We start from the raw sequence: 17,869 nt of genomic DNA, 5'->3' as shown, positions 1-17,869 counted from the left end.
CGAGCGATCATTTTTCTACTACCTGAATCAGGGTAGACAGGGCCGCGAGCTGGGTGGTGTCTACCCCGCGTACATCGTCGCGCAGTCTGTTGGAGCTTCGGGTGCTGCGATCGATGTCGCCCAGTAGGGTTTCTACCACATTGACAGGGTCATCGTTTTGTAAACCGATGGGGTTGCCGCTACGGGTGTTGTTGGCGACGGCAATTTGCTGAAGACCGCGCAGGGCATCACGCAAGGGGCTAGTGCTCACCAAGGTCAAAATTTCAGCATAACCAGAGCTGCTTAGGCACAGGTGAAAGGCTTCGCTGGGGTTGCTACAGTAGCTGCGGTTCGGGTCGCGCCCCGCCTCCTGACGGGGAACCTCTAGCTGCTGACCCGGTTCTAACAGCGATTCACTTTCAGGAGCATCCCAATCGGTAGGGTGCAGCACTGACATACTCCCCGAGCTGCCGATGGCTAGCACGGCTATGTAGAGGCTGCGAAATTCAGCATTGGTCACCGTCACCACAATTTCACTGCCCGATCGCAGCGTTTGACTAAAGCCATCTAGCCGTTGAGCCACCTCGTTGTCTTCGCTACCTCGACGGCTGGCGCTGCGACTGATGGCAACAGAGCTATTCACCGGCTGTACAGCTACATCGACATTGAGGTTAGAGGTGTCGCTGTTGAGCACCGATCGCAGCACCTGCCCAGCCAACAGCAACTTGAGCGTGGGGTTGAGCCGCTGAATGGCGACGGCCATGGGCTCATTAGGTTCACCAAAGCTAGCACGAATGGCCACTAACCCTGGAGTGAACAGGCCAATGCTGCCTAGCTGGCCTATATTCTGTACGGCTTCGGTGGTGGCGATCGCAAGCCCCTGCTCAGTCATACGCCCCAGCAAGTAGCGGGGGCTTTGGCTGCCATCCACTGCAACGGGCTGAATGCGGTTAAAAGCTGCCAGTTGCGATCGCGCCGTCTCCAGGTCTGCCCCCAAAGAATCATCTAGGCCCACTCGTAAGGTCAGATCGGTCGGCACTCCCCGCACCCGCTCCCGCAGCAGTTGCCCCGCTGCGATCTGGCCGCGAGCGCTGCCTGTCAGGTTGCCGTAGCCCTCTAGCCCTACCCGCCGGGTTTGCTCAACTTGGCCAATCTCATTGCCATTGCCATCCACGACCGAGAAAATAGCCCCGCTCTCAAAAGCCGCCAAACTTTGGGACGACACGCCCCCCAGCCAGAACTTGACCTCGCCACTGGCCTCAGTGCCCACAACCACGGCCTCTGCTGCCGGGCTCTGAGGAGAGCTAAAAAAGAGCGGTTCTTGACCAAAGTTGCGCCCTGGCTCCACCTCGTAGATGGGCGACTGCACAATGCGAGCGCTGTTGGCTACATCTCGCGTACTGCGGGCTAGGTCGACAAATACGCGATCGAGCGGCGGGCTGCCGGGCTGTTGCCATAGGTAGCGGGTCAGGGCATAGGTAAACGCCCCGGCGTGAAACTGCCCCTCGCCCTCGCCAAAGGAGGCATCTGCCGCCAGTTGGTTCGCCTGAGCCGACCCCAGCGCCACCCCTTTGGCAATGCCCCGGCTGCGTTGAGTTTTCAGCTTCACAGGCGACCAGCCCAGCCGCGTCAGCCAGCGCTCCTGCTCGGCCAGTTCCATGGGGCTGGGTTCCGCCTCGCCCAGGGCCACCCTCGACTCGACGGCCCTCAGGATCAGATCGCCTCGGGTGCCGCCGCCGGAGTGGCAGCTGTCGAGCATGACGGTCACCTGGTCAGTTTTGAGGTTGGCCATCAGCAAAAACAGGGTTTTGCCCATGATGTCGTTGACCTGATTGCCCCGCAGGTTTAACCGAGCATCGTAGGGCAGCAGGCTGCCGTTGTAACCTTCTAGCGCTGTGGGGATTGGGTCGGGGTCACGCACCAGTGAACCATGGCCCGAAAAGTGAAACACCACCACGTCCCCCAGTTGAGTCTGGTCGATCAGGTGCGACTCAAAGGCGTCTAGCAGGTTCTGGCGAGTGGCGACCTGGTTTTCTAGGGTGAGAATATTGGCTGGATCAAAGCCAAAGCGATGTACCAGCAGCTCTTTCTGCATCCGCACGTCAGTTAGGCAACCGCGTAGGGGGGTGACCCCGTCAGGGTATTGGTTAACGCCCACTAGCAGGGCCAGTTTGCGGCGGGTAGGTTGGGCTAGGGCGCGGGCGTAGCGATCGCCCTGATGCCAAACATCTACTTGGCTGAGGCCTACGGCGGCCAGAGCAGACCCGGCAACCTGCAAAAACCGACGCCGCTTAAAACTTGACATAGGGCATGGTCCTGAAAAGTTAAAACAACACAGATGGGCCGAACATGGCTGCCATAAACGGTTCTATTTGCTTCGATTAGAAAACGGAGTTATCGGCCTGATTTTCTATTAAACAATTGAGCCGATTGAGCAAAGTCGACAAATCTGAAAATTTCTTCGACTGCGTTAAAAGACTACATAATTAACCTTTTATAAAATGCTTTTTGCCTAACCGAATCTAGGATATTATTGACGGACTCTTCTCCTTGAGAGCCGCTTACTTGTTGATAAATCAGTAATCCTTGCTGATAGCAGCTCGTTGCCTGTTCATACTGACTCAATTCTTCATAGGCTTTACCCTGCCCAACCCATGCGTAGGCTATTTCACATTGGGGTATAAGAGCATTTAAGTCGCGGGCCTGCTGATAGTGCGACGCCGCTCTAGAGTAATCGCCGGTAACTAGAAAGATATCACCTAGATTTAACAATGCAAACGCAGCCTCCACAGGCAAGTGATCATTCGCAAAGGAAAAGGCCTGTTCGTACCATTCAATCGCCTGGCCGTATTCACAGCGATCGCGGTAGAGATTGGCTAGGTTAAAAAATGTCAATGTGATTTGCTGTTGCTGCCCAAAGAGCAGCCGATAAATGGATAATGCCTGTTGAAAACATTCATAGGCTAATTGAGGTTGATCAAGTGCTCCATGGGCTCGCCCCAAATTGTTCAGAATATTAGCTTCACTCTCGCGACGGGAAGCAAATTCACGAGCATCAGAATCGATAAACTGTCGGATAGCCTGTAACGCTTGCTCAAAGCAGTCAAGTGCTTTCTGAAATTCCTTCAATTTCCGATAGGTGACCCCTAAGTCATTAAGTGACGCGGCTTCGTTTTTGACATCCTTGAGCGTTAGAGCCAGCGATAAGGCTTTTTCTAGTGTTTCAATTTCCTGTGTAGTCTGACCTTCGTTTCGAAATAGCAAAATTGCTTGCCAATAGGATTTAGTAGCTGATTGAAGATCATGAGTTTGAACCTGGCTATCGCCTGTTCGCAGATATGTAACAGCTAGGGAAACCAGGGCATTATGTTGCTTCTGATTCATAAGATTACCAGCTTAATAGTGGCTAAAAATTATCTTCATCTAAGGCTTCGGTTTCAGCATTGCCGCCTTCTACCGGATGCAACGTGACTTCGAGGGCAGTCCAGTATTCGGTGTTGCCTTCGCGCTTGACTGCAAACTCTGTGGGGTTGCTAAAGGCAGATAGGGCCATATCGCGGCGAAATTGTTGCTGGTCAGCATCCCAGTCGATGCCGGTGGCGAAGCGCAAATCGCAGGTGCAGGTACCCACATCGTTTAGGGTGATGTCTTCATTAGCTCGCACGTATACAAACCGCAGGGTTTGGCCAGAATTGGCATCCACCAGCTTAAAAACCGCATCGAGAGCATTGCCGTTTTTAACGGTGAGCTGGCCGTAGCCGCTGCCTATGGGGGGCGTAATTTGGGTGCCCGTGGGTAGCGAGATCGGCAGCCGCAGACTGGGCAAAGACGCTGTCTCCGCCAGGGAGGTGGATAGGGGCGTAAACGCTGTGCTCGGAGGGCTGGAGGTTAACGACGACAGTACTGCAGCCAAACCACACAGCCCGGCCAGGGCCATCATCTGTAGCCGTCGAGTGGTGGGGCGAAGCGCGGTGGATGTAGAAGTCATGGGAGAAGTCCTCTGCGGTGTGGGGAAAAGAGGCCCTAGGGTCTCTCTGCAAGGTTCTATGGCTGAGACTTGGGAACTTATTCACCAGAACTGTAGATTTACTGCCTTGCCAAACGGGTACGCAAAGCTGACGTTGTCTTTGCAGAAAACTGAATAAGTTCACTTCAGCTAGCCATATATGCTGTTGTCGTCCCCGGTAGAGGGTTGCTCATGCGTCGTTCCGCAATGTGGTTTTGGTTAATTGCTGCTACTGCACTGGTTGCGGTGCAAAGGCCAGGTCTATCGGCAGAGGTGCAGCATTCACTTCCGGTTGAGGCTGAGGTTACTGTCGCTCAGCAGGATCGCAAAGCCGAGGCCGATGCGTTGCTCCAGCAGGGCATTCAGCAGCATGGGCAGAGCCAGTTTCGAGATGCGTTGCAGTCGTGGGAAGCGGCACTAGTCATCTATCAAGCAATCGAAGACCAGCAAGGGCAAGCCAAAGTACTAGGTAATTTAGGTAATGCCTACATCTCATTGAGCGACTATCGAAGGGCGATCACTTACTACGAGCAAGCCCTGCTGATCTTCCAAGCCATCGAAAATCGGCAGGGGCAAGCTAATGCGTTGAACAACCTGGGTATTGCCTACAAGTCATTGAGCGACTATCGAAGGGCGATCGCTTACTATGAGCAAGCCCTGCCGATCTTCCAAGCCATCGAAGACCGGCAGGGACAAGCCAATGTGCTTATGGGTTTGGGTGTTGCCTACAGATCATCAAGCGACTACCAAAAGGCGATTGCCTACTACGAGCGGGCCCTACCGCTATATCAAGCAATCGAAAACCGGCAGGGACAAGCCCGTACGCTAATGAATTGGGGTAATGCTTACTGGTCACTGAGTGACCACCAAGGGGCGATCGCCTACTACGAGCAAGCCTTGCCACTGTACCAAGCAATCGACGATCGCTCTGGTCAGAGCAACTTATTACGAAACTTTGGAGCATTGCTAGCCGCACAAAAGCAGCCCGAACTGGCGATCGCATTCTACAAAGCCTCCGTCAACCTCCGCGAAAGCATTCGGGCAGATCTTCAAGAGCTACCAGAAGACCTTCAAGCGTCGTACACCGAGTCCATTTCAGGAAGCTACCGAGAACTGGTGCGTCTGCTACTAGAGCAAGATCGCGTGCTGGAGGCCCAGCGGGTTTTGGAACTGTTGCGCGTGCAAGAAATTGACGAATACCTGCGCGCTCTGCGGGGCAACGCCCAAACCGCCCAGGGGCTTGACCTATGGGATGCAGAACAGCAGCTCTTGTCTATTTATATGGAGATGGTAGAAGCTGGGCAGGGCTTCGATGCCTTTCTCAATCGTCTTGAGGTGCAGAAGTTCACCCAGCAGCTTCAGCGCAACGCGCGCGGGCAAAACCTCAACCCCGAAACCCTGGCCCGCCTGCAAACCAACCTTCAGCAGCTCAACAATGCCGCGCTGCTATATCCGTTGATTCTGGAAGACCGCCTAGAGCTGGTGCTCGTCACCCCCGACGGGCTAGAGCGCCGGACCGTGCCCGTCGATCGCGTGCAGCTCAACCAGCTAATTGCCACCTTTCGCACCGACATTACCGGTCGCAGGCCCGAGGTAGAGCAGTCGGCGCAGCAGCTCTACGACCTGCTAATTCGCCCGCTAGAGCCCTATCTCACCGATACCCAAACTATTCTCTACGCCGCCGATGGACAGTTGCGCTACATTCCTTTGGCGGCGCTGCACGACGGCGAGCAGTGGCTAGTGCAGCGCTTTGGCGTGAATCTGATTACGGCGGCCTCGTTGACCGACTGGGGGCGATCGCAGACCACCGATCTTTCCGTGCTGGCCGGGGCCTTTTCTGAAGGCTACTACGAGGTCAACGTGGGCGACGAACTTATAACCTACAACGGCTTGCAGTACGCGGGCCTAGAAGTCGAGCGCATCGCCACCGATATTCCCACCACCAAAGCCTATTTCAACCAAGACTTTAGCCGCGCCGCCGTGGAGCCCGAGCTGGCAGAGCACTCGATTGTTCACTTCGCCACCCATGCCGAGTTTGTCACTGGGGCACCCCACGAGTCGTTTATTTTTTTGGCAACGGCGATCGCATTACCCTGCCCGACATCGCCCAGTGGTCGCTACCGGGGGTAGATCTGGTGGTGCTGAGCGCCTGCCAAACGGCCGTCAGCGGCGAACTGGGGCAGGGGGAAGAAATTCTCGGCTTTGGCTACCAGATTCAGCGCACGGAGGCGCGGGCGGCGATCGCCTCACTGTGGTCTGTCAATGACGGCAGCACCCAGGTATTGATGAATGCTCTGTACGCTGCTCTGCAAGCTGACTATAGCCCCACCGCAGCCCTGGGCCTGGCCCAGCAGGCCTTAATTGAGGGCGACTCATCAGTCTTGGGCGTTGATATTCGCGCCGAGATTGACCTGGTGACCGGCTCCTCAGCATCACCTCATTTAGAGAGCATCACGCTTAGCCACCCCTACTACTGGGCTCCATTTATTTTGATTGGGAACGGACTGTAGACAGAAACCTTGCTCACCAGTTAACCCTGCCATTGGCTAACCGCTCCAATTTGTACTAGACCTTTACAGCCTCAAAACAATGGGAGGTTTTAACCATGTCATCCCTAGCTGAAGCGATCGCCTGCATATCCCTCTATGGGATTCTGAACTGTCTTTTGTATAGATTGTCGTTGCCAATTTCCACCGTAACAGCCATTGAAGGACTTGCCCTTGCCGGAGGGTTCGCGGTTGCAGTAATTGGCAGACAAAGAATTGATATTGTCAATGCACATGGCGGCTTAACAACATCTGCTGGCTCAATAATTCTTATCGTCATAGCTGGGCCATTGGGTGCAGGTGTTTTTGCCTACCTATCCGATTTTGGGGTCGTAACAGTCTTGATCTCGGTGTTAGGCATTGCAGTTCTAAGCTGGTTTGCAGGCATTATCTCAATTCAGTGGGGAGATATTGCAATGATCATTGTGCCGATAGCCGCTTTGCCTGCACTGGTTGTCTTTGGTGTAGTTTACATTTCCACCGGTGACCCGGCACTAGCCATGGTGAGTGCAGTCCTAATTGGTGCCATGACGGCTGGGTTATTTTGTTGGTGGCTCTGTAGCAACGAGATTTGGTCTTTGCCTATTCCTAGAAAGCTTGCCCGACATATGGCTTGGGGAGGAGCCGGAGCCTGGGCCATATTTGGAGCCTGGATGCTTACGTTTGCCCAGTTATCACCTAATGGATTGCATAGTCGGCGGCTAGTAATTGTGGCGATGGTTTTGTCGCAAGCGACCGTGCTGGCGTTGTCAAACCTGCTGTCGAACAAATTCCGCCAGACAACACCTTCAGAAAATTTAGCGCTATTTATGCTGGTTGGTTCAATCCTTGGTGGCGGACTGGGCTATCTACTCCAGACGATTTAAGCTGATTGGCCTTGAATTCAGAAAAGCGAATAGGGTGCTAGATACCAGATGTAGCTATGGATAACTTCTACCCCACAGCCCCCTATTGAAGTGAGCAATATGCCCGATTTTTTAATTTTCTCAGCCCACTTCAACTATTTGGAGACTTAGATTATGCGATGCCCCCGCCCTAATCACTGGCTGCTGGCCCTGTGTACTCAGGTGCTGAAATACTTTTTACTGAGCGTGGCTGGCTGCACCGTGGCCTATATCGCTGCGATCGCCCTCAACTGGGGGTTGCTGGCCGAAGCTGCCGCATTCCTTTTGGCCTATTTGCTGCGGCAGGGATTTCTGCTGGTCATCTGTTTAGTCGCCATTACCATCATCAGCGAGTCGATCCAGGGGTAATCGGTTTTTACTCATTCATTTGTCCCCCCATTCGCCCCATACATTACAGCCGCAGACCAGCCCACCACCCCCCCGTTGAATAAGCTCCCTTGGCTCAGATATCCGTAAAGATAGCGCGTCGAATCTCCCATGATGCAGTGCAACACTAGTCGCGACTCAGCCTCTAAGACTATGGATAAAGTTTCTCGCTATTGGCACCTCATGCGCCTGTATAGTGCAGGTCACAGCCAAGCTGAACGGCTGCCCCACATACATAACTGGCTTTTGCAAACCTATGGGGCGCTGCTTAGCCAAGCAGAGGACGGTCTGCCAGAGTTACAGAAGGCGTTGCTTCAGCTTTGGTGGTCAGAGGCTAATCAAGCCGACCAAGCCCTGTTGAGCTTGCGCTGCTTCGTTAGCCACCACATTCGAGACGCCTGTGCGCATTTAGCGCGGCAATTTGGTGAGGCCTATGGTTTTACCACCGCCGATCTGCTGGTTAAGGTCTTAGACGACCATGGTCAGCCCCTGCCGTTGCGCCCCCCAGAGCCGCTCCCACCGGGCGATTCCTCCAGCGCTAGCAAGCCGCCCTACCGCCCCTTCACTGCCAAAATTTTAGACAGCTATGCCCCAGACCTGGTGGCTGAAGGACAGCCTAAAGACCCCTCCGATACTGCCTCTGAAAACACACTGGAAAAAAAGAAAAAAAAGGCTGCCTTGAGCACATGGTGCAGCCGACTCACCTGCAACCACCCAGGCCTCAATCAGCTGTTGATCAGCAAGGGGCTCTACCGCGTCAGCGATTGGGCCATTTTGAACGACACCAGCCCGGCCCAGATGCAGCGCATTTTGCGCACCTACCACCTGTGCAGCGAGTACGAAGTGGCGACGGCGACGACGCTGCTAGAGCAGTACCAGGCGGTATATCGGCGCGATCGCCTAAATGAGCGCGAGGAAGAAAACGAAAAAGAAGACAAGAAAGAAGGCGAAAATAAGAGATCTCGCCGCTGCCAGCCCCCCACCCCCGAGCAGCTAGCCAAAATCAACCCCAAAGTATCGGACGAAGCTCTGCTGACCCAGCTCAGCCAGTTGGCCAACCAGCTGCGCCAGTACCGCATTCACATCCGCGGTGGCACCCCGGCAGTAGGCCCGTCTGAGCCTATCGACTGGGAGCAGGTACCTGCGGCAAACCCGGTCCCCGACGAGCAGGATGAGTTTTTGCAGGGCTACCGTCAGGTGCTCGCAACCGAGCTGAAGAATGCGATCGCCCAGGTCATTCGCACCAACGTTGACCGCCTTAGCCAAAAGGACCCAACCAAAGCCAGAGCCTACATTCAGGGGCTACATCTGTTTCACTGCAAGGGCATGGCCATGGGCAAGCTGGCCACCCACCTGGGCCTCAACAGCCAGGTGCAGGTGAATCGCTTGCTGGAGCTCAAACGCCTGCGCGCCGATGTGCGTCACCGGCTGATCGCCCAGATTTATCCGCAGGTGCGCCGCCAAGCCCTCGATTATATTTCTGCCGATCGGCTACATGCTATTGACCAGACTCTAGAGCAGCTACTAGCTGAAGATGTCGGCCAAATTATCGAAGCTGCCGCTGCCGAAAGCCAAAGCCCCAAACGCGGTATTCCCAAGAGCCTATTTGCCCGCCAGCTCTGCCGCACCATCCATCAATTTATGCCCAATTCGGAGTAAGACCATGCGTTTCCCTACCTTCCGTTCACCCACCACCCTAAACCCTATGAGCGATGCCCTTGACTCAATCAATTTTGAGTTTGACCCGCTGCGGTCAACTACCGTTACCCTACCGAGCGAGGCTGTGACTTGGGCAGTACAGATCGCGCAGCAGGTGCCCGATTCTAACCAACGATGGTCTACCTTCTTGCGGGCTATGGCGCTGCGAGGGCTCCAGCAGTGGTTGGAGTCTGGGGCTGTCGAGCTCGCTCTAAATTACGACCGTTACCAGCCACCTGACCTAGAGATTGCGGGCCGGGTGGGCAACTATCGCCTGTGTCTAGTGGCCCAGGGCAGCCTTAGCGAGGAGATAATCACGATTCCCACCGCCACCTTGGACGATATCAGCGAATTTGCCCACCTCTATATCCTGGCGGAGGTACAGGAAGAGGTGGATCAGGTGACCATTTTGGCTGGACTGCGGCGCGATCGCCTGCTCGCCCAACGCCAAACCCTCGGCCTTACCCCTCAGACCGACGGCACCTACCGCATCCCCATCCACTGCTTCGACACCACTCCAGAAGAGCTGCTGCTCTATCTCACCTGTCTTAACCCGGCCCAGATCAGTGGACCACAAGTCAGCGGCACAGAGATTGCTACCGCCCCCCTTGGCACCGTGCCCCAAACCAGCCCTCAGCCCACACAAACCCGTGACTCGATCAATGTCGGTCGCTGGCTACTTAACCAACTCGACGCCGTATCCGACAGCCTGGCCTGGACACTGATGCCGCCGCTGGCCCCTGCTACCGCATTGCGATCCATGAGAACTCCTGTGGAGCAACTCGAAGATATTCTGCGGGACTTGCGGCCCACAGGCGTTACTATTCCGCCTAATGCGCGTGGTGCCTACACCGACCTGAAAACCATGGGGCTGCCCTTCCGTCTCTATGCCTTGACCTGGACGTTAGTTGAGCCTCATCCCCCAGAATGGACGCTGTTTTTGTTCTTAGGCCCTGCCCCCGGCGAGCAGCTGTCCCCTGGTACCCGTTTGATTGTGCGTGACGCCACCGCCGTGCTGGCCGAGCAAACCCTGGCTCAGGGCAATGAAAGCGGCTTTCTCTACGCCCAGGCGATCGGCACCTGGGATGAGGCGTTTACCGCCACCGTTGAGCTGCCTAACGGCAACACTCTCAACTGGCCTCCGTTTGTGTTTCAACCGGAAGGTTAAAGTTTCACCTTGCAGGTGGAGAGTTTGTCAGATTCACGCCTACTTCATTAATCAAGTCACAAAGAGTCAAACTTTGGTGGGCAGTGCCCACCCCACGCCTCTACCCTCTTCCCTCTCCCCTCCCATGTCCTACCGTCTCACCGTGCATAAAATCGACCAGAGCTGCTTGTTCGAGCTGGCCTGGGGACAGGGGCAGCGGCTGACTGCCAGTCTGGCGTTTCCGGCTCAGCTCTTGGATCTGTACGAGAGCTGGCGGCGGGCCTATCTGGGCTACTACAAACAGTCGCTGCGGGGGCGACCTGGGGCCGTGGGTCAGGTCGCCGTTCTGGATGTCGATTGGCACAGCCAGCTAGTGCAGGCCGAGGCGCGGTTGCTGTCGGAGTTTCACACCTGGCTCAAGCACGGCGACCTATTTGACCTGCGGGAAGAGTTGCGGCGGGCGGCCCAGAGTAAGGGCAAAGGCCAGGCGCTGTTTTTGACCTGCACGCCGCTGGAGCTGGCTCGACTACCCTGGGAAACCTGGGAGTTTGGCCCTCAGATGCAAATTGTGCGATCGCCCGCCACCATTCGCTCTGCTACGGGCGATCGCAATGAGTTTCGCCGAGGCAAAGCCCGAGTGCTGGCTATTTTAGGAGATGAAACCGGGCTGAATTTTGCCGCAGAACGCAGCGCCCTCAATGCCCAAAAGCCTTTGATGGACATTCACTACGTGGGTTGGCAGCCGGGCGAAAATGCCGTCGACCTAAAGCAGCGCATCTGCCAAACCATTGCCGACTCCCAGGGCTGGGACGTGCTGTTTTTCGCCGGACACAGTAACGAGGAGGCGCTGCTGGATGGGCAAGTTTTCATTGCTCCCAACACCGCCATTTCGATTAAGGAGCTTAGCCCTTATCTACAACAGGCCGAGCAGCGGGGGCTGCAATGTGCCTTATTCAACTCGTGTAGCGGCTTGGATATTGCCCAGGGGCTAGTCAATCTTGGCCTCAACCAAGTAGTGATTATGCGTGAGCCCATTCACAATGAGGTGGCCCAGGCGTTTCTGGTGCAGCTGGTGCAGCGCTTGGCCCGCTACGAAAATGTGCAGGGAGCGGTGAAAGGAACCTGTGAGTTTCTCAAGCTGACCAAGCACCTCACTTACCCCTCGGCCTACCTGTTGCCCTCGCTGTTTTATCATCCCCAGGCGGTGCCCTACCAGCTTCAGCCGGCGGGGTGGCGAGCGATTCGGCGACGATGGCGACCTACGCAACGGGAGGCGATCGCCCTCGGAGCGTTAGCCTTGCTTAGCTTGCTGCCCCTACCTCAGCAGTGGCTGCTTGATCAGCGGGTGGCCATGCAAGCTAGATATCGAGACATCACCGGCCAGGTGACCGATGGTGCTACCCCGCCCGTAGTGCTGGTGCAGGTAGATCAGGCTACCTTTGTGCAGCAAGGCATCAGCGACTTTAAGCCCATCGATCGCGCTCTGCTGGCTAATATCATTACCCGCTTAAACGAACTCAATGCCCCAGTCATAGGCATCGACTACCTGCTCGACCTGGCCCAGGCCGATTACGATGCCACCCTCAACCAGGCACTGGGGGCAGCTATGGCCAACCAGGTTTGGCCCGTTTTTATCACAACCCAAAACCCTGGCGGTGATTGGGCTGAGCTGTACTTCCAGGTGGCTGACCCCTACCGGGTGCTGCACGGCGATGCTTGGGTGCCCCAGTGGCACATTCTGCCGTTGCGAGCTTCGCCTGACTATCGCGCCCCCTTTAGCTACCAGCTAGCTTTGGCCCACCGGTTGAGTCAGCAATGGTCGGAGACCCGCACTGAAGGGCGATCGCGCCCCAACCTTCCCCAGCCCGGACTCCCTGGCCCCCCGCTCGAGGCTCAGGTGCAAGCCTACCTGAGAGAGCACAACGATGTCACCCCATCCTCCTGGGTCAAACTGCACCCCATTACGCACATGTCCTATCGGTTTAGGCAGCGCTGGTTGCAACCCCTGCTTGATTTTTCGATTCCCCCTGAGCAGGTCTACAGGTCAGTTTCCGCCGCCGCGCTGCTGGCCGACCCAGAGGGTGAGGTGACACAACTCGATGGTGTTCGCCTAGAGGAATCCGTGGTGATTGTGGCGGCGGGGGGCTACTACGCTGCCGGGGTTGCCGCCGACGGCGATGACAACCTGCCGATGCCCCCGGCCCTTGGCTATTGGTTTGGGCAGCAGGGCGACAATCGCATCGACCTGACCGGCGGCGAAGCCCATGCCTACATGACCCACCACTTTTTGACTGACCGGCTGGTGGTGCCCATCCCCGACCTGTGGCTGATTTTGGTCGCAACCCTGGGGGGCAAGGCCCTGGTTCTGTATCTCAGCGATCGCCCTAAACTAGGGCGGGCCAGGCTAGGAACTGCTCTAGGAACAGCCACGGTAGGCTATGGCTGGCTGAGTCTACAGCTGTACATTGGTGGGGCGGTGCTGTTGCCCTGGCTGCTGCCGTCGCTGATGGTTTGGAGTTACGCACTACCGCATTTTAAGGAGGCTAACCATGAGCAACAATAACTGGATATTGGCCGGGTTAATGACGGCGGCAATGGCGAGCAACCTGGGTCTGCCGATTGCGATCGCCCAGCCTGCCCCCGAGCCATCCCTGGCGTTTGAGCAGGTGCTTGACTTCTTTCGCGGCGAGGTTCGAGACCGCCGCCGGGGCCAGATCAGCGGTTCTAGGCCGGTGAGGGGTGGCGAACCTCCCTGTCTAATTAACCCTGGCGATAGCGAAACTCTCTGGCACCAGGAGCCGTTGTTTTTGCTGCGAGGAGACATATCTCAAATTGAGGTACAGCCCCCAGGTGATTCCGCTGCACAGCTCTGGGATGCCGAGCCAACTGCAACCGATTCAGGCCTGTTAACCGCCGCCTACGACGGCGAACCACTGCGGCTGGGCAGCCCCTACCACCTGCTGATCTACGAAAACCAGCCGATTTTTGGGTCAGTGTTAACAGTGCAAATTCCCTTTCAGATCATGGCCGCCGGGGAGGAGCGCGATCGCATTGCCGCCGAGCTTGAACAGATCACCGCTGAGCTAGCTACTGAGGAAGCCGATGCTGAGGCGATCGCCCAGGCCAAAGCCGACTACTTTATCGAAAATGAGCTACCCGCCGACGCCCTGCAAGCTCTTTTCACCGTTGCAGCTCCCTCCGAGGAACTGATCACTGCCCGCGAAGCCCTGGCCGCTGACATTTGCAGTGAGGAGTTACAGCCTTAGCACGAGCATCCTTATCATCTGTTTAAACCGCTAGTGTAGGTGGCCTCACCAGTAGCGATAAAGTCTGCTTACAGAGGTTATGCCGCTGTCACGTTGCTCGATCGTTAAGAGTGAGCCTGACTCAGCTTAGGCCTGTGGTAGGGTTGCCATGAACTATGCTCTAAACCGCATCTATGGCTATTTTTCCTGCTTTGAGCAAAGCCTTGCTGACAAGGTCACTCCCGCTGACTGCGACTTTGGTTTTGCTCTCCACGGCAGGAGCAACGCCTTTAGCCCAGGCGCAAGTTACGCCCGATGCCACCTTGGGTAATGAGTCTTCTACCGTGACCCCTGATGTACTGGTGCGCGGCAGCGAAGCCGACTTGATTGAAGGTGGTGCCCTGCGCGGCAGCAACCTGTTCCACAGTTTTCTAGAGTTTAATGTCGATGCCGGGCAGCGGCTTTACTTCGTCAACCCAGCGGGGGTCGAGTCAATTCTCAGTCGCATTACCGGGGACAACCCCTCGGCAATTTTTGGCACCCTAGGGGTTGATGGCGCGGCAGATTTGTTTTTGATCAACCCCAACGGTCTGGTGTTTGGCGAAACCGCCACCCTCGATATTCAAGGCTCGTTCTACGCCAGCACCGCCGAGGCGATTCCGGTTGGCGATGGAGTGTACAGCGCTACCGCCCCTGAGCAGAGCAGCCTGCTAACGGTAAACCCCAGCGCCCTATTTAGTAACTATCTAAGCGAGTCATCCGGCAACATCGAAAGCCAAGCCTCGCTGGCCGTAGGCGAAAACCTCACCCTGGCTGCCAACCGACTGAACTTGCAGCGACAGGTAGCAGCAGGGGGCGATTTGACGCTGTTGGGCAACACCGTGGAGATTCGCGATGCGGTAAATGTCCCCTTTATAGGGTTCGCCAGAGGCGACCTGCTAGTGCAGGGCAACGAGCAGGTGGATATTGTGGCCCTCAGCCACCCAGACAGCGGGCTGTACAGCTATGGCGATATGGTGCTGCGGTCTGCAAACCCCGTCGGCGGCGACGCCCACTACTGGAGCGGTGGCAACTTTCGCGTCGAGAATCTAGAAGGCAGTGGCGGCGGCCTGTTTAGCCCCATCGACCCCATTATCCGCTCATTAGGGGATGTGTTTATTGAAGGTTACTCAGGCAGTTCGCTTCATATTTTAGCCATGGGAGCAGTTAGGGTTGGCACCGCCGAAATCACGGCTCCAGATCCAGGGGCTTTAGAAATTGATTCTTTGCAAGAGACAGTTACGCTCTCAGATGGCACAGTAGTTCCAGTTGATGGCGGTGCCCAACCTACATTGGACGTGCGCGCCGGAGTTCGACAAGAAGCGCTGGGAACGCTACCTATAGAACAGTTAACTGGTTTCAATCCTAATATCGATGCTTTTTTTGGCAGTGGGTTTACTATGGATACTCCTTCAAGTGCAGACATTACCATTGGCGATGTTCTGATCGCTGCGCCCAGTGGTTTGGTCCTGTTAACTAACCAATATCAACCTAACCCTAACCTTATTGGGGGCAACATTACGGTCACAGGTGATGGGTTTTATGGCCGTGGCATTGATGCCAGCAGACTTAACGATCAGGGTAGTGCAGTTTATCTCGATGCCCGTGGCGATGTCTCTGTAATCAGCAGTTTTATTAACACGATTTCCATGGGAAATGTGGGAGACGTAGTAATTAATGCTGCTGGAACTGTTCGTCTTGACGGTATTGATGGCAGCAGAACAACGGGAATTTTTACCGATCTGGCTATAGGAGAAGAAGGCTCTGGCGGCAATGTTTTCATTAATGCAGCTAATCTTGAGGTGCTGAATGGGGCACGAATTGATGCGCGAGTCTTTGGTAGTGGACAAGGAGGTAATGTTTTTCTAAATATTCGCAACACAGCACGATTCGTTGGATTGAACCCCATCAATGGCTTTGCTAGTGGTGCAGCTAGCAGTATTGAATTCAGTGGGAAAGGTCAAGGCGGCAACGTACAAATTAGCGCCCGCAACCTTGAAGTCCTTGATGGGGCACAATTGAATGCCGGTACTTTTGGTGCCGGAAATGCAGGTAGTATAATCCTAGACATTAAGGAGCTAGCACGACTTGTCGGATTTAATTCCATTAATGGCCTTCCTAGCGGCATATTTAACAGTATTGAAATTAATGCTGAAGGCCAAGGTGGAAACATAGAAATTAGCGCTCAGAACCTTGAAGTCCTTAATGGAGCACAATTGGTTGCCGGTACTTTTGGAATTGGAAATTCAGGTAGTTTAATCCTAGAGATTGAGGAGCTAGTACGGTTTGTTGGATTCAATTTTATCAATAGCCTTCCTAGTGGCGCCTTCAGTAATATTGCACTCGGTGGTGAAGGTCAAGGGGGAGATATACGGATTAGCGCCCAGAACCTTGAAGTTCTTGGTGGAGCACAGTTAGTTTCCGGCGTTTTTGGGCGAGGAAAGTCTGGCAGCATAATTTTAGAGATTGAAGATTTAGCTCGTTTTGTTGGTTTTAACGCCTCTAACGATCTTTTTTCTAGTGGCGCATTCAGTAATATTGCACTTGGTGGTGAAGGCCAAGGGGGAGATATACGGATTAGCGCCCGCAAACTCGAAGTCCTTGATGGGGCACAGTTGAATGCTGCTACATTTGGAATTGGAAATGCAGGAAGCGTAATTTTAGAAATCGGAGAATTAGCTCGTTTCGTTGGCTTTAACTCCTCCAACGGAAGTTTAAGTGGCGCTTTTAGCAATATATTGCTTAATGGTAAAGGCCAAGGAGGAAATGTACGGATTAGCGCTCAAAATCTTGATATTCTTGATGGGGCAAGATTAGTTACCAACTCCTCAGGGTGGGGGAATGCGGGTAGCGTAATTTTAGAAATTGAAAACTTGGCTCGTTTTGTTGGCTTTAACCCTTTAACTGGCGGTTCTAGTGGTGCTTTTAGCAATCTTGGATTTAATGGGATAGGTAAGGGAGGTAATGTACAGATTAGTGCCCGCAACCTCGAAGTCCTTAGCGGGGCGCAGTTAAGTGCCGGTACTTTTGGATTGGGGGATGCAGGTAGCGTAATTCTAGAAATTGAAGATTTGGCTAGTTTTGTTGGTTTTAATCCTATCACGGGCTTTTCTAGTGGCGCTTTTAGCAACGTTCAACCTAACGGACAAGGCATGGGAGGCAACATTCAGATTGCTGTAAGAAACTTAGAAGTCATTCAACGTGCAGCCTTGGCTGCAAATAGCCTTGGAATTGGCGATGCAGGGAATATTGTTTTAGATATTGCAGGCAGCCTGTTTGCGGACGATGCAGACATTGTGACTAATACAGAGTCAGGATCTGGAGGGCAGGTAACGATCCAATCGGGACGCATTATTCTCCGAAACAATTCGGATATTCAAACTTTTGTGGATCGAGGCGAAGGAGGTGGTGGCAATATTACGATCGCATCCAATTTTCTCATCGCTCTCGAAGACAGCGATATTCTGGCATTTTCTGCTGATGGTCGGGGAGGAGCTATTGACCTCAGTCGCACCACATTCTTTGGGCAAAACCCCAGCATTTCTGTAAGTAACTTAAGCCGAAGTGAGCTGCCAGATTTAGATGGCAACGATCGCGTCGATATCAACGCCACGGGCGGCATCGAGTCGGGCCAAATTTTTGTGGGCGACGCCACCTTCGTTGAAAATAGCCTAACGGCCCTGACCGATGCCATTGTTGACACCAGCGCCCTCACTGCCGGGAGTTGCATTGCCCGCAGCCAAAACAGCCTGGGCGCCTTCGTGGTCACTGGGGGCGATGGGTTGCCTTCCACCCCTGGCGATGGGGGCATCTCGGCCTACCCTACCGGCACAGTTCGCGCCCTGGATGAACCTACCGCCACCCGCCTGCAAGAACCCGATGGCGTTTACCAACTTCCCGACGGTCGCCTGGTGCTGGGTCGGGCCTGCGACTAAGGC

At 54.9% G+C, this 17,869-nt stretch carries 10 protein-coding genes and 1 pseudogene; 8 read left to right on the top strand and 3 right to left on the bottom strand.

The genetic code is table 11. The features are described 5' to 3' along the window. Positions 1 to 7: 7 nt before the first annotated feature. From NC979_RS24870 to NC979_RS24860, 3 genes are all read right to left on the bottom strand, one after another. Positions 8 to 2,284, bottom strand: a complete 2,277-nt coding sequence (locus NC979_RS24870; protein WP_190521508.1) for a caspase family protein — start codon at positions 2,282 to 2,284, stop codon at positions 8 to 10. 173 nt (positions 2,285 to 2,457) lie between these two features. Continuing rightward, on the bottom strand, positions 2,458 to 3,363 hold the full coding sequence (locus NC979_RS24865) for a tetratricopeptide repeat protein (RefSeq protein WP_190521506.1): 906 nt from the start codon (positions 3,361 to 3,363) through the stop codon (positions 2,458 to 2,460). Between the two features lie 22 nt (positions 3,364 to 3,385). Beyond that, complete coding sequence (locus NC979_RS24860; RefSeq protein WP_190521503.1) at positions 3,386 to 3,967, bottom strand: hypothetical protein; 582 nt, start codon at positions 3,965 to 3,967, stop codon at positions 3,386 to 3,388. Between the two features lie 210 nt (positions 3,968 to 4,177). On the opposite strand from NC979_RS24860, the pseudogene NC979_RS24855 reads away from it, so the two are divergent. The 8 genes and pseudogenes from NC979_RS24855 to NC979_RS24820 all read left to right on the top strand — a co-directional run bounded on the left by NC979_RS24855 (position 4,178) and on the right by NC979_RS24820 (position 17,866). Further along, positions 4,178 to 6,495, top strand: a pseudogene (locus NC979_RS24855) (CHAT domain-containing protein). 95 nt (positions 6,496 to 6,590) lie between these two features. Next, positions 6,591 to 7,397, top strand: a complete 807-nt coding sequence (locus tag NC979_RS24850; protein ID WP_190521499.1) for a hypothetical protein — start codon at positions 6,591 to 6,593, stop codon at positions 7,395 to 7,397. A 153-nt stretch (positions 7,398 to 7,550) separates the two neighbouring features. Further along, the gene (locus NC979_RS24845; protein WP_190521498.1) at positions 7,551 to 7,784 is read left to right on the top strand and encodes a hypothetical protein; all 234 of its coding nucleotides are present in this window, start codon (positions 7,551 to 7,553) and stop codon (positions 7,782 to 7,784) included. 171 nt (positions 7,785 to 7,955) lie between these two features. Then, positions 7,956 to 9,461, top strand: a complete 1,506-nt coding sequence (locus NC979_RS24840) for a hypothetical protein (protein ID WP_190521496.1) — start codon at positions 7,956 to 7,958, stop codon at positions 9,459 to 9,461. Between the two features lie 46 nt (positions 9,462 to 9,507). After that, positions 9,508 to 10,668 carry a DUF1822 family protein gene (locus NC979_RS24835; protein WP_190521494.1) on the top strand — a complete coding sequence of 387 codons (1,161 nt, stop codon included), beginning with the start codon at positions 9,508 to 9,510 and terminating at the stop codon, positions 10,666 to 10,668. Between the two features lie 124 nt (positions 10,669 to 10,792). Beyond that, a complete protein-coding gene (locus NC979_RS24830) occupies positions 10,793 to 13,210 on the top strand; it encodes a CHASE2 domain-containing protein (protein ID WP_190521492.1) in 2,418 nt (805 codons plus the stop codon). Beyond that, positions 13,197 to 13,913, top strand: a complete 717-nt coding sequence (locus tag NC979_RS24825) for a hypothetical protein (RefSeq protein WP_190521489.1) — start codon at positions 13,197 to 13,199, stop codon at positions 13,911 to 13,913. Before NC979_RS24830 ends, NC979_RS24825 begins: the two co-directional genes overlap by 14 nt. A gap of 173 nt (positions 13,914 to 14,086) precedes the next feature. Beyond that, positions 14,087 to 17,866, top strand: a complete 3,780-nt coding sequence (locus tag NC979_RS24820; protein WP_190521488.1) for a two-partner secretion domain-containing protein — start codon at positions 14,087 to 14,089, stop codon at positions 17,864 to 17,866. Positions 17,867 to 17,869: the final 3 nt, after the last annotated feature.

This window comes from Leptolyngbya subtilissima AS-A7 (genome assembly GCF_039962255.1).
Taxonomy (GTDB): Bacteria; Cyanobacteriota; Cyanobacteriia; order Phormidesmidales; family Phormidesmidaceae; genus Nodosilinea.
This window is presented reverse-complemented; position numbering and strand designations above follow the sequence as displayed.